The organism is Plantactinospora sp. DSM 117369 (assembly GCF_053764795.1).
Map to the genome: position 1 here is coordinate 1,228,819 of NZ_CM132446.1, position 12,606 is coordinate 1,241,424.

Here is a 12,606-nt window from a genome sequence, read left to right on the forward strand (position 1 = left end):
TCCGTCGTGGCCGCAGGGGGAAGCCGGGGCGCACGCGCCGCGCGGTTCAGGTTGAAAAAGGTTCAATGACCGGCCGCCGGGCAGGTCGCCCGGCGGGACCCGTCCGGGGCAGCGACCCGGGCGACGGCATGACCCGACGGAGCGAGGAAGCGGCATGACCAACCTGGTGGTCCGGATCGCCGAGCCGGCCGACTTCGACGCGATCGCCCGGCTCACCGTGGCGGCGTACCGGGCGGACGGGCAACTCGACGGCGACCACACGTACGAGCAGGTGCTCACCGACGTACCGGCTCGGGCCGGCGCCGGCGAGCTGCTGGTCGCCGCCGACGAGGCCACCGGTGAGCTGCTCGGCGCCGTGCTGTTCGTGCTCCCCGGTTCGGCGTACGCCGAGCTGTCCGGGCCCGGCGAGGCGGAGTTCCGGATGCTGGCGGTGGACCCGGGCGCGCAGGGCCGGGGTGTTGGCAAGGCGCTGGTCCGGGCCTGCCTGGACCGGGCGAGGTCGCTCGGCTGTGCCCGGGTGGTGATCTGCACCCGCAGCTTCTCCACCCCCGCGCACCGGCTCTACGCGGGGTTCGGTTTCGTCCGTACGCCGGACCGGGACTGGTCACCCGCCCCCGGGGTGGACCTGCTCGCGCTCCGCCTCGACCTGACCCCCGCGCCGACCGTGCTGCGGGAGCCGAGCCGGGGCTGAGACCCGGAGCCGGAGGTTAGCCGGCTGCGGCGGTCGGAATGCTGTCCGCCCCGGGTTCCGGCTCGTCGGGCCGGGTGGGGTCCTCGCCGATCCGGTCGAGCAGCTCGTTGGCGATCTCCAGCGCGAGTTCCTGCCGTTCCCTGGAGCTGATCTCGCCGCGTAGCGCGAAGAGACTGCCGTGTACGGAGAAGAGCGCCAGCGTCGCCCGGAGCTGTCCGGCCGGCGACGGGTCGGCCCGGGAGAGCAGCTCGGCGATCCGCAGCATCCGGTCCCGCATCATCTGGCCGGCGGGATGGTGCTTGACCACCGTCCGGTTCTGCTCGAAGAACTGCATCACGTTGCGACCGTCGTCGCCGAAGAACTCCTCGCAGTAGCGGCGCAGCGTCGTCCGGCGGCCGACCGCGTCGACCGGCTGCTCCGCAGCCCACTCGATCAGCCGGTCCAGCCGCTCGACTCGGTCGGACACGAAGCTGTCGACGATGTCGTCCTTGCTCTTGAAGTGGTAATAGAGGGCCGCCTTGGTGACGCCCAGCCGTTCGGCGATCTCCCGTAGTGAGGTCTTCTCGTAGCCCTGCTCGGTGAAGAGTTCCAGGGCCACGGCCTGGATCCGGGACCGCGTGTCACCTGTGCTGCCGGTCACCCGGACCACCTCTCGTAATCGCTTGACGTGAACCCGGCGCCCAGCTTACCGTGCGGCAGGTAGAATCACTAGCCGGTCGGCAAGTAAGCGGTTGCACCCAGGGGGAGAGCCTACCGATGACCACGATGGCGGATGCGCCGCAACGACCAGTCAACATCAGAGTCGTCCTCGGCGGCCTGATGATCGCGATGATGCTCGCGATGCTCGACAACATGATCGTCAGCACCGCGCTGCCGAGGATCGTCGGCGAGTTCGGCGGACTCAACCACTTCACCTGGGTGGTCACGGCCTACGTGCTCGGGTCGACCGTCTCCACCCCGATCTGGGGCAAACTCGGCGACCTGTACGGCCGCAAGACCATCTTCCTCAGCTCGATCGTGCTGTTCCTGTTCGGGTCGGCGCTCTGCGGGATGGCCGGGTCGGCGATGCTCGGTGGCCCCGGCGACGGGATGATGGAGCTGATCGCCTTCCGCGCGGTGCAGGGCCTCGGCGCGGGCGGCCTGATGGTCGGCGTGATGGCGATCATCGGTGACCTGGTCCCGCCCCGGGAGCGGGGTCGCTACCAGGGCATGATCGCCGGCATCATGGCCATCGCCATGGTGGCCGGTCCGCTGGTCGGCGGCTTCATCACCGACCACCTCTCCTGGCGGTGGGCGTTCTACGTCAACCTGCCGCTCGGCGGCGTGGCGCTGATCCTGCTGGCCACCAGGATGCACCTGCCGAAGTACCGCACCGAGCACCGGATCGACTGGGTCGGCGCCGCGCTGCTCTCGGTCGGGATCACCGCGATCGTGCTGGTCACCACCTGGGGCGGCAACGAGTACGACTGGATCTCCGGCCAGATTCTCGGCCTGGCCGCCGTCGCCGCGCTGTCGCTGATCGCCTTCGCCGTGGTCGAGCGGCGGGTGCCGGAGCCGATCCTGCCGCTGAGCCTCTTCGCCAACCGCAACTTCGCGGTGATCTCGGTGATCGGCTTCCTGCTCGGCTTCGCGATGTTCGGCTCGATGAACTTCCTGCCGCTGTTCCAGCAGACCGTGCAGGGCGCCTCCGCGACCAACAGCGGGCTGCTGCTGCTGCCGCTGATGTTCGGCATGCTGGTGGTGTCGATCGTGGTCGGCCGGGCGATCACCAGGACCGGCCGCTACCGGGCCTTCCCGATCGTCGGCGGGATCGTGATGACTGCCGGGATGGCGCTGCTGGCCATGCTCGACGTCGACACCGGCAAGCTGGAATCCTCGCTCTACATGATCGTGCTCGGTGTCGGGATGGGCTTCCTGATGCAGACCTCGATGCTGATCGCGCAGAACAGCGTGGAGCAGAAGGACCTCGGTGCGGCGAGCGGTGCGGCCACCTTCTTCCGGTCGATCGGCGGCTCGTTCGGGATCTCGCTCTTCGGGGCGGTCTTCGCCAACCGGCTGGCCGACTCGCCCGCCGGGCCGATGATGGCCGGCGGCGAGGGCGCCGGAGTCGACCCGGCCGCGTTGCGGGCGCTGCCGCCGGAGCAGCAGCACGCGGTGCTCAGCGGTCTCGCCGACGCGATCGGGGTGGTCTTCGTCTGGGCGGTACCGTTCGCGTTGGCCGTGGCCGTGCTGGCCTGGTTCGTCAAGGAGATCCCGCTGCGCGGCGGTCCCGCCTCCGCGGCCGACACTCCCGAGGAGCAGGCGGAGACCGCCCTGGCCAGCCCGCCCGTACGCTGACCTCCGCCCCGGCGCCGTCCCTGTCGACAGGGACGGCGCCGCCTTCGTCGCCCAGACCCGACCCGCCCTGCGGAACTCGGGCCCCGGCGACCGGCCGTGCGGAGTTTCGGCCGTGGGACGCGGCCGGCTGTGCGGAGTTTCGGCCGTGGAACCCGGCGCGCTGTGCGGAGTTTCAGCCGTGCCGGGTGAACCGCCGCCACATCCGGTCCAGCAGCCGGCCGAACCGGCGCTGCCGGGGCGCCACCGCAGTGCCGTCCCGGCCGAGCAGCAGCCGGGCGGTGTCGACTGCGGTCGGCTCGGCGGCCGGGGTGGCCAGCACGAGCTGGGCCAGCGAACGCAGCACGGTGACCGGCCGCCGCTGTGCCACCTCGACCGCGTCACCGAACCGACCGGCGGCGACCCGGGCCACCTCGGTACGCACCGACGGGTCCACCCAGGCGGCGGTGACCAGGGCGAACAGGGCCGCCTCGGTGACCCAGTCCTCGACGCCCCAGATCAGGTCGAGCAGTACTCTGCGCCGGGTCGAGTCCGGCCACGGCTCGTCGGTGCGGTGGTGCAGCAGCCCGAGGCAGACCCAGACCTGGACACAGCGCACCCAGAGTGTCGGGTCGTGCCGGCTCAGCGTACGGCCCAGTTCGGTCGGTGGCGGTGCCGGCGGATGGGCCAGCAGGCCGAGCAGGTCGTCGAGTTCGAGCGTGGCGAGCCCGACCGCCGCGTCGTAGGCGGCCGGCGGATGCGGCCAGGCGGGGTGAGCCAACTGCTGGATCCGACGTACCGCCGCGTCGGTCGGCTCCGGCACGGCCGGTACGGCGGTGATGCCGGCGTACCGCCAGAGCTGGTGCCCGACCGGGCGGCGTGGCTCGCGCAGATCCGGCTCCGGGGTGGCGGCGACGGTGACGACCAGGGCCGAGGCCGCCCCGTGCAGCGTACGCATCGCGCTGGGCGGCTCCAGCCCGTCCAGCGGCAGCCGGGCGCCGTCGGCCGGTTCGCCGGTGGCCAGCCGCTGCCGCAGCGCCACCGCCACCGTCTCGGTGGCTGGCGGGACCCGGCCCAGCCACGGCTGGTTCTGGCAGCACTCGGCGAGGTCACTGTGCTCGTGCGAGTCGTCCGGATGGTCCCGCTGGAAGTCGGCCAGCGCCACCAGGTGGCCGAGGTCGCCGTCCCGGCGGTAGCGCAGCCGGTGACCGGTGTGCACCGCGCAGTCGAAGGACGGGTCCCGGGCCAGCGCCCGGTCGATCCAGTCCAGCGCCTCGCCGAGCCGGCCGTGGTCGGCGAGGGTGCCGGCGATGTCGGCGTACACCGAGAGGTCGTCGGGGTCGTGATCGACGGCCCGGCGCAGCGCGGCGAGCGCCTCGGTGGTCCGCCCGGCGCTGCGGTAGGCGTAGCCGAGCCACACCTCGGAGAGCTTCGACGGCAGTTCCCGGGCCCCCCGGCCGGCCCATTCGACGGCCTGGCCGACCGCGCCGACCCGGCGGGCCAGCGCGGATGCCGCGCCGAGCAGCAGGCCGTGCCGGGGATGTGCCGCCACGGCGTGCCGGGCCAGCCGCAGGTAGGGCCAGAGCGGTTCGCGGGCGGTCTCCGGCACCGGGTCGGAGATGCCGGCGCAGACCTGCATCAGCACCCGGGCGATCCGGTCCGGATCGAGCAGGCCGGGGAGTTCGGGGGCGCTCACCCAGGGCACGCCGGCCCAGTCGGCCGAGGGGACGTGACCGGTGGCGGCGGCGAGCAGTTCCAGCCCGTCGCCGGGGCGCCCGGCGGCGGCGAGCAGGTGCGCACGGGCCACCACGGTACCGATGAACGGGTGCTGGTCGAGCGGGAAGAGCTCGACCCCGCCGCCGGACCGGGCGGCGAGCTGGGCGAGCGCCTCGTGCACCTCCGGCATGGTCGGGGCGTACGCGATCGCTCCGGCCAGGTGACCGGCGGCGTGCCGGAGGTCGCCCTCGTCCAGCGCCAGCCGGGCCAGCGCGAGTTCCCCCTCGGCCGAGAGCCGGGGGTCGTCCGTTCCCTCGGGCACCGAGTCGACCCTTCGTACGTGGAATTTCCCCTGGGTTGGGGAGCCTAGGGCATGGTGACGGCGGTTGGTGATCTACTGCGCAAAGCTGATCGTTAGATTGCTCTGAAGCGTCCAATCGTGCAAAGCTGAGCATGGAACGCGCGGGAAACGCGCATGAGGAGGTCATCGTGGCGCAACCGGGAGCCGGCATGGCGGCGGACATCGCCGAGCAGCCGGAAGGCTTCGCGCGACTGCTGGAACCGGCCTCGACGGCCGCGATCGCGCAGGTGGCGGCCGTGATCGCGGAACGCCGGCCGAAGCACGTGGTGTTCACCGCACGCGGCACCTCGGACCACGCGGCGCTGTACGCGGCGTACCTGACCGAGATCCGGCTCGGGCTTCCCGCCGGGCTCGCCTCGCCGAGCACCATCACCGTCTTCGGCGCCCGGCCTGACCTGTCCGAGGCTCTGGTCGTCGGGGTGAGCCAGAGCGGCGGGTCACCCGACCTGACCGAGGTGCTGCGGGTGGCCCGGGAGGCCGGTGCGCTGACCCTGGCGGTGACCAACGCCCCCGACTCCCCGCTGACCGGCGCGGCCGAACTCGCGATCGACGTGGCCGCCGGGCACGAACGGGCGGTCGCCGCGACCAAGACGTACACCGCCGAACTGCTCGCGCTGCTGCTACTGGTCGAGGGGATCCGGGCCGGGGACGGGGTGGTGCCCGCCGAGGAGCGGGCCGGGCTGGCGGCGCTGCCGGAACTGGCCGCCCGTACCCTCGCCGACCCGGCGCCGGGGCAGCTCGCCGCCCGCTACCGCTTCGCGGACCGGATGGTCACCACCGGCCGGGGGTACGCGTACCCGACCGCCCGGGAGGCGGCGCTGAAGCTGATGGAGACCTCCTACCTGCCGGCGCTCGCCTTCTCCGGCGCCGACCTGCTGCACGGCCCGCTGGCGATGACCGATCCGGACGTACCGGTGCTGGCCGTCGTCGGTGCCGGGCCCGGCGGCACCGCCATGCGCGAGGTGGTCGCCAAGGTCGGCGAACGCGGCGCGGACCTGGTGGTGGTCGGGCCGGCCGGGGTCGCCGGAGCCGCCGCCCAGCTACCCGTGCCGGAGGTCGACGAGCGGTACGCCCCGCTGCTGGACATCCTGCCGGTGCAGCGGCTCGCCCTCGCGCTGGCACTGGCCCGGGGCGAGGATCCCGACGCCCCGCGCGGACTGCACAAGGTGACCGCGACGCTCTGACCCGCTCGGCGAACCCGTGCTGCCGCCGGTCTCTGGAGCGGGTCGGGCGCGCGCCCGCCGGTGCGGGCATCCGGTGGTGATACCCGCACCGGGCGTGGTCGTGGCAGGCTTGCCCCGTGTCCACGCTGCGCGATCTCGCCGAGGAGCACACCGGCCTGCGACCGGTCGACATCGACCACCTGCACCGGGTGGCCGGCGACTGGCAACTCCTCTCCGACCTGTCCTTCGCCGACCTGCTGCTCTGGGTACCGGTCAGCGACACCGACGGGTTCGTCTGTGTCGCCCAGGTGCGCCCGACGACCGCGCCGACTGCGTACCAGGACGACCAGGTGGGGCGGATCGTCGGCGGACCCGAGGTGGCGCACCTGGCCATCGCGTACACCCAGGGGCGGATCTGGCGGGAGGGCGACCCGGTCTGGTATGGCGACACCCCGGCCCGGCACGAGGCGATCCCGGTCCGGCTGCGCTCCGGCGACGGCGAGTCGGGCGAGGTGATCGCCGTGGTGGGCCGGGACACCAACCTCTCCACCGCGCGTACCCCGAGCCAGCTCGAACTGAACTACCTGACCACCGCCGACGACCTGGCCCAGATGCTCTCCGACGGCACGTTTCCGCCGGTACGCCACCCCGGCGAGACCACCACGGCACCCCGGGTCGGCGACGGGCTGGTCCGGCTGGACGCCAACGGCAAGGTCACCTACGCGAGCCCGAACGCGCAGTCCGCGTACCGGCGGCTCGGGTTCGCCTCGCACCTGGTCGGCGAGGACCTGGCGGCGCTGAACGGCCGGCTGGCCGCCGATCCGCTGGAGGGCACCGAGGCGGCCAACCGGGTGCTCGCCGCGCTGCGCGGCGAGGCGCCGCCGCGCCGGGAGATCGAGGCTCGGGGCGCGACCGTGCTGACCCGGGCCCTGCCGCTGATGCCCGCCGGGGTGCCGATCGGCGCGCTGGTGCTGGTCCGGGACATGACCGAGGTACGCCGCCGCGATCGCGCCCTGATCACCAAGGACGCCACCATCCGGGAGATCCACCACCGGGTGAAGAACAACCTCCAGACCGTCGCCGCGCTGCTCCGGCTCCAGGCCCGCCGGGTCGGCATCCCGGCCGCCCGGGCCGCGCTGGAGGAGTCGGTACGCCGGGTCGCCTCGATCGCCCTGGTGCACGAGACCCTCTCGATGTCCAGCGACGAGGCGGTCGAGTTCGACGGCATCGTGGACCGGGTGGCGGCGGCCGCCGCCGAGGTGGCCGCGACCGAGGTCCCGGTACGGGTACGCCGGCAGGGCAGCTTCGGCGTGCTGCCGGCGGAGATCGCCACCTCGCTGGTGATCGTGCTGAACGAGCTGCTGCTCAACGCGGTCGAGCACGCCTTCCCGGAGCAGGGCGAGAACGGGGCGGTGCCGCCGACCGCCGTCCTGGACGGGGTCGCCCTGGACACGCCCGCCCCGGACGAGGCCGCCCCGGCGGAGCAGCGGCCGGCGGGCGCCGAGGAGAAGCCGGACCGGCCAGCCGAGCCGGCCGAGGTGGTCGTCTCGGCGCACCGGTTCCGCAAGCAACTGCACGTCACGGTCGCCGACAACGGCCAGGGCCTGCCGGAGGACTTCGACGCCGACCAGGGCAGCCGGCTCGGCCTCCAGATCGTCCGCGCGCTGGCCACCGGGGAGCTGCGCGGCACCATCGAGCTGCGCAACCGGGCCGGTGCCGGCACCGAAGCGCTGCTCGTGGTCCCACTGGCCCGATAAAGCAGCTGTGCGTATCTTCGACAGATCTTGACGACTTGTTGTCGTCCCAGGCGCAAGAAGTCGTCAAGATCTACTCGTGTACGTCGGGCTAGGCCGAGCGGCGGACCAGCAGGTCCACGGTGAGACCTCGCACCGTCCAGTGCCGGTTGATCCGGAAGGCGGCGCGCAGTGGGTCCGCTCGACCGGCGGGCATCGCGGCCAGCGAATCCGCCTGTGCTCCCCAGGAGAGCAGCCAGAGTCGGTCGACTGGGGCCAGGCACTCCGCCGGCCGGGTGCACTCGGTCGCCCAGAAGTCGGCCCGGCGGATCTGGTCCTCGGCCAGCAGGACGTCCCGGGGGCGGTCAGTCCGCAGGTAGTACGCGGTGGCCAGGTCGAGGAACGCCCAGCCGTCCCGAGGCGCGTACACAATGCCGTCACCCGGTCGCTGATGTGCGGCGATGATGCGTACCGCTGCCGGGTAGTCCACCGGGGCGGTGCGCGGCCACTCGTGTGTGCGCCGTAGCGCCGCCTGCTCGGGTGCGCCGAGCAGGCCGGCGACCAGCACGATCGTCAGCGCGGCGGCCGGCCGGAGCGGGGCCAGGGTCGCGGCGGCCAGCAGGCAGGCGAACGGGACCACGAAGAGCAGGTAGCGCGGTACGAAGAGTGGGGTGACCTGCCCGGCGACGAAGAGCAGCAGCGCCGGCAGCAGGACAGTCAGGCCGAGTACGACACCCCAGCGCCCGCGGGCAGCGACGGCGACGGCGGCGAGCCCGACCAGCAGCCCGCCGACCACCCCGGCCTGCACCACACTGCCGGGCAACCCGAGCAGGTCGCCGAACCCGGGGCGGCCCACCCAGTCGAGCTGCCGGCCCTGCTGGCTCCGGCCGAGCACGGCCAGCGGCACCAGCAGCAGCCCGGCGAGACCGACCGCGAGCAGCCCGCGCAGTCGTACCGGGTCACGTCGACCGAGCAGGGCGGCGAGCGCGTGCCCGGCGACCAGGCTGACCGCGAACAGGTTGGCCAGGCCCAGCCCGGCAACCGCCGCCGCGTAGCCCGCCCAGCGCGGCCACGTCGAACGCTCCACCGCCCGGCACAGCAGCAGGGTGGCCAGCACCGCGAGCAGGGTCGCCAGGGCGTACGGGCGGGCCTCCTGGCCGTACCGGGAGGTGCTCGGCAGTATCGCGAAGAGCAGCCCGGCGAGCAGCCCGGCCCGGCGGCCGAAGAGCCGGGCGCCGAGCACGGTGGTCAGCGCGGCGGCCCCGGCCATGGCGAGCGCGGACGGCAGCCGCAGGGCGACGACGGAGTCTCCGGCCACCGCCAGCCAGCCGTGCATCAGCAGGTAGTACGGGCCGTTGACCGCGTCGATCGTGCCGATCAGCCGGAGCAGGTCGGGCAGCGGCCGGGAGGCGGCGCTCCAGGTCGCCAGCTCGTCGCGCCAGAGCGGGGCGCGGTCGAGCTGGACGGCGGTGACGAGCAGGGTGGCCAGGCCCGGCCAGAGCCAGATCGCCCGGCGGAACCGACCCGGCAGGACGATCCGGCGAACGGGTCGAGCCGAACCGCGATCTATGGCCGATGAGATGCCATCTGTCGCATTAGTTCCAATATTCGAAATCGTAGCGTGAAGCTGACCACAGCGGGTCCGCCAGGCGGGATCAGTGGTCGCGGCGGTGGTCCGGCCGATACGGATGTGGCAGCATGACGGGTATGACCGCCGCCGTGCGCCGCTTCGCGAGGCCGGGATTCACCTCCCGCCGCCACGTGGACTACGGCCGCGTTCGCAGCGCGATCTGTCCGGCCCACTGACGCCGCCCGGACCTGTTCCGTCCCGGGCGTGCAGTGCGCCGGCTTCCCCGACACCGTCGTTTCCGACACCGTCGTCTCCGGTCCGCCCTGGGCCGAGGCCGTCGCCCTGCGCGTCCACCGAGTCACACCGAACAACGGAGGACGCCGCGATGGCGGTCAGCGACACCCCGTCCCGACCCGGCGCCACCAGCGCACCGGCGGGCAGCAGCGCACGCGCGGCCCGACCGGCCCGTCGTCCGCGAGGCGAGGGGCAGTGGGCGCTCGGGCACCGGGAGCCGCTCAACCCCAACGAGCGGACCAAGAAGGACGACAACCCGCTGAACGTACGGGCCCGGATCGAGAACATCTACGCGCACCGGGGCTTCGCCTCGATCGACCCGCAGGACCTGCGCGGGCGGTTCCGCTGGTGGGGGCTCTACACCCAGCGCAAGGCCGGCATCGACGGCGGCCGGACCGCCGTGCTGGAGCCGCACGAGCTGGAAGACGAGTACTTCATGCTCCGGGTCCGGATCGACGGCGGCCAGCTCAACCTGGAGCAGCTCCGGACGATCGCCGAGGTCTCCCAGACGTACGCCCGGGACAGCGCCGACATCACCGACCGGCAGAACATCCAGCTGCACTGGATCCGGGTCGAGGACATGCCGGAGATCTGGCGCCGGCTGGAGGCGGTCGGCCTACAGACCACCGAGGCGTGCGGCGACTGCCCCCGGGTGGTGCTCGGCAGCCCGGTCGCCGGCATCGCCGAGGCGGAGCTGCTCGACCCGACCCCCGCCATCGACGAGATCGTCCGGCGCTACGTCGGCGACCCGCAATACTCCAACCTGCCGCGCAAGTTCAAGTCCTCGATCTCCTGGCTGGCCGACACGCCGTACGAGGTCAACGACATCTCCTTCCTCGGCGTCGAGCACCCCGAGCACGGCCCCGGCTTCGACCTCTGGGTCGGCGGCGGGCTGAGCACCAACCCGATGCTGGCGCAGCGGCTCGGCGTCTGGGTGCCGCTGGACGAGGTGCCGGACGTCTGGGCCGGGGTGGTCGGGATCTTCCGCGACTACGGCTACCGCCGGCTGCGGCACCGCGCCCGGCTCAAGTTCCTGGTCGCCGACTGGGGCGTGGCCAAGTTCCGCGAGGTGCTGGAGAAGGAATACCTGGGCCGCAGCCTGCTCGACGGGCCGGCGCCGGAACTGCCGGCCAAGCCGATCGACCACATCGGAGTGCACCGGCAGCGGGACGGGCGCCACTACGTCGGCGCCGCCCCGGTGGTGGGGCGGATCTCCGGCACCCAGCTCGCCGAGCTGGCCGACGCCGCCGCCGAGCACGGCAGCGGCCGGGTGAGCCTCACCCCGTACCAGAAACTCCTGGTGCTGGACGTGCCGGCCGAGCGGACCGACTCGCTGGTCGCGGCGCTGCGCCGGATCGGCCTGGAGGCGTTCCCGTCGGTCTGGCGGCGCGACACCATGGCCTGCACCGGCCTCGAATACTGCAAGCTCGCCATCGTCGAGACCAAGGCCCGGGGCCAGGAACTGGTGGCCCGGCTGGAGGAGCGGCTCGCCGGCGCCGACCTCGGCGAGGGACTGAGCATCCACCTCAACGGCTGCCCGAACGCCTGCGCCCGGACCCAGACCGCCGACATCGGCCTCAAGGGCCAGCTCGTGGTCGGGCCGGACGGGCGCCAGGTCGAGGGCTTCCAGGTGCACCTCGGCGGCGGCCTGGGCATGGCCCAGGGCCAGTCCGCCGGCTTCGGCCGCAAGCTGCGCGGCCTGAAGACCACCGCGGCGGAGCTTCCCGAGTACGTCGAGCGGCTCACCCGCCGCTACCTGGACGGTCGCACCGAGGGCGAGAGCTTCGCGAACTGGGTCGTGCGAGTCGACGAGGAGGAACTGCGATGAGTGGGGATACCCGAGCCGCACCCCTCTACTGCCCGTACTGCGGCGAGGAGGACCTGCGACCCAACGAGGCGTCGCACGGTGCCTGGGAGTGCCGGGCCTGCGCCCGGGTCTTCACGGTGAAGTTCACCGGCCTGCTCGCCACCGCGCTTTCGACCGAAGGAGAGCACCGATGAGCCCGGTTGCCGCGGCCAACCTCGGATTGGTCAAGCTCGGTCCCGACGTGCCGGCCTCCCCGTCCCGGCGGGACCCGGCGGAGCTGCGGGCGCTGGCCGAGGAGGCGAATCGCGAACTGGACGGCGCACCGGCCCAGGAGATCGTCCGCTGGGCGGTCGGCGAGTTCGGCGACCGGTTCTGCGTCACCAGCTCGATGGCCGACGCCGTGCTGGCGCACGTGGTCTCCCGGGTGGCGCCCGGGGTGGACGTGGTCTTCCTGGACACCGGCCTGCACTTCCCGGAGACCCTTCGGGTACGCGACGCCGTGGCCCGTACCCTGCCGGTCAACGTACGCTCCGTCCGGCCCCGGCAGACCGTCGGCCAGCAGGACGGCGAGTACGGTCCCCGGCTCTTCTCCCGGGCACCCGACGAGTGCTGCGCGCTGCGCAAGGTGGAGCCGCTGGAGCGGGCTCTGGCCGACTACGACGCCTGGGCGGCCGGGCTGCGCCGGGACGAGTCGCCGACCCGGGCCAACACCCCGGTGGTGGGCTTCGACCCGCGACGCGGCAAGGTCAAGGTGAACCCGATCGCCGCCTGGAGCCAGGCCGACGTCGACGCCTACATCTCCCGGTGGAACGTTCCGGTCAACGAGCTGTTCCGGCAGGGCTACACCTCGATCGGCTGCTGGCCCTGCACCCGGCGGACCAAGGCGGGCGAGGATCCCCGGGCCGGCCGCTGGGCCATGTTCGAGAAGACCGAGTGCGGCCTGCACGTGTGACCGCCG

10 protein-coding genes are annotated in these 12,606 nt (G+C 73.0%); 7 read left to right on the top strand and 3 right to left on the bottom strand.

The window, feature by feature from the left end; translation table 11 throughout:
• Positions 1-154: 154 nt before the first annotated feature.
• On the top strand, positions 155-691 hold the full coding sequence (locus ACSMXO_RS05660; protein WP_346261680.1) for a GNAT family N-acetyltransferase: 537 nt from the start codon (positions 155-157) through the stop codon (positions 689-691).
• 16 nt (positions 692-707) lie between these two features.
• Here the strand turns inward: ACSMXO_RS05660 and ACSMXO_RS05665 are convergent, their stop codons facing one another.
• Positions 708-1,331 carry a TetR/AcrR family transcriptional regulator gene (locus ACSMXO_RS05665; RefSeq protein WP_455416930.1) on the bottom strand — a complete coding sequence of 208 codons (624 nt, stop codon included), beginning with the start codon at positions 1,329-1,331 and terminating at the stop codon, positions 708-710.
• Between the two features lie 116 nt (positions 1,332-1,447).
• On the opposite strand from ACSMXO_RS05665, the gene ACSMXO_RS05670 reads away from it, so the two are divergent.
• Positions 1,448-3,028 carry an MDR family MFS transporter gene (locus ACSMXO_RS05670; RefSeq protein ID WP_455416931.1) on the top strand — a complete coding sequence of 527 codons (1,581 nt, stop codon included), beginning with the start codon at positions 1,448-1,450 and terminating at the stop codon, positions 3,026-3,028.
• Positions 3,029-3,200: 172 nt separating this feature from the next.
• On the opposite strand, the gene ACSMXO_RS05675 is transcribed toward ACSMXO_RS05670, so the two are convergent.
• Positions 3,201-5,042 carry a tetratricopeptide repeat protein gene (locus ACSMXO_RS05675; protein WP_455416932.1) on the bottom strand — a complete coding sequence of 614 codons (1,842 nt, stop codon included), beginning with the start codon at positions 5,040-5,042 and terminating at the stop codon, positions 3,201-3,203.
• A 188-nt stretch (positions 5,043-5,230) separates the two neighbouring features.
• On the opposite strand from ACSMXO_RS05675, the gene ACSMXO_RS05680 reads away from it, so the two are divergent.
• Both ACSMXO_RS05680 and ACSMXO_RS05685 read left to right on the top strand, forming a co-directional pair.
• Positions 5,231-6,265, top strand: coding sequence for an SIS domain-containing protein (locus ACSMXO_RS05680; protein WP_346261710.1), 1,035 nt, complete (start codon positions 5,231-5,233; stop codon positions 6,263-6,265).
• 116 nt (positions 6,266-6,381) lie between these two features.
• Complete coding sequence (locus tag ACSMXO_RS05685) at positions 6,382-8,001, top strand: histidine kinase N-terminal domain-containing protein (RefSeq protein WP_455416933.1); 1,620 nt, start codon at positions 6,382-6,384, stop codon at positions 7,999-8,001.
• Between the two features lie 88 nt (positions 8,002-8,089).
• Here the strand turns inward: ACSMXO_RS05685 and ACSMXO_RS05690 are convergent, their stop codons facing one another.
• A complete protein-coding gene (locus tag ACSMXO_RS05690; RefSeq protein WP_455416934.1) occupies positions 8,090-9,313 on the bottom strand; it encodes a glycosyltransferase family 39 protein in 1,224 nt (407 codons plus the stop codon).
• 619 nt (positions 9,314-9,932) lie between these two features.
• Here ACSMXO_RS05690 and ACSMXO_RS05695 point away from each other — a divergent pair.
• The 3 genes from ACSMXO_RS05695 to ACSMXO_RS05705 are packed head-to-tail and all read left to right on the top strand — an operon-like array spanning position 9,933 to position 12,600.
• Positions 9,933-11,669, top strand: coding sequence for a nitrite/sulfite reductase (locus ACSMXO_RS05695; RefSeq protein ID WP_455416935.1), 1,737 nt, complete (start codon positions 9,933-9,935; stop codon positions 11,667-11,669).
• A complete protein-coding gene (locus tag ACSMXO_RS05700) occupies positions 11,666-11,842 on the top strand; it encodes a hypothetical protein (protein WP_346261675.1) in 177 nt (58 codons plus the stop codon). Before ACSMXO_RS05695 ends, ACSMXO_RS05700 begins: the two co-directional genes overlap by 4 nt.
• Positions 11,839-12,600, top strand: a complete 762-nt coding sequence (locus ACSMXO_RS05705; protein WP_346261674.1) for a phosphoadenylyl-sulfate reductase — start codon at positions 11,839-11,841, stop codon at positions 12,598-12,600. The genes ACSMXO_RS05700 and ACSMXO_RS05705 overlap by 4 nt, the downstream gene beginning before the upstream one ends.
• The last annotated feature ends 6 nt before the right edge of the window (positions 12,601-12,606 follow it).

Bases quoted from the DNA above. Each gene is read 5' to 3' on its own strand.
- ACSMXO_RS05690 (WP_455416934.1), bottom strand. From the start codon at position 9,313: ATGCACGGCTGGCTGGCGGTGGCCGGAGACTCCGTCGTCGCCCTGCGG.
- ACSMXO_RS05695 (WP_455416935.1), top strand. From the start codon at position 9,933: ATGGCGGTCAGCGACACCCCGTCCCGACCCGGCGCCACCAGCGCACCG.
- ACSMXO_RS05670 (WP_455416931.1), top strand. From the start codon at position 1,448: ATGACCACGATGGCGGATGCGCCGCAACGACCAGTCAACATCAGAGTC.
- ACSMXO_RS05700 (WP_346261675.1), top strand. From the start codon at position 11,666: ATGAGTGGGGATACCCGAGCCGCACCCCTCTACTGCCCGTACTGCGGC.
- ACSMXO_RS05660 (WP_346261680.1), top strand. From the start codon at position 155: ATGACCAACCTGGTGGTCCGGATCGCCGAGCCGGCCGACTTCGACGCG.
- ACSMXO_RS05680 (WP_346261710.1), top strand. From the start codon at position 5,231: ATGGCGGCGGACATCGCCGAGCAGCCGGAAGGCTTCGCGCGACTGCTG.
- ACSMXO_RS05705 (WP_346261674.1), top strand. From the start codon at position 11,839: ATGAGCCCGGTTGCCGCGGCCAACCTCGGATTGGTCAAGCTCGGTCCC.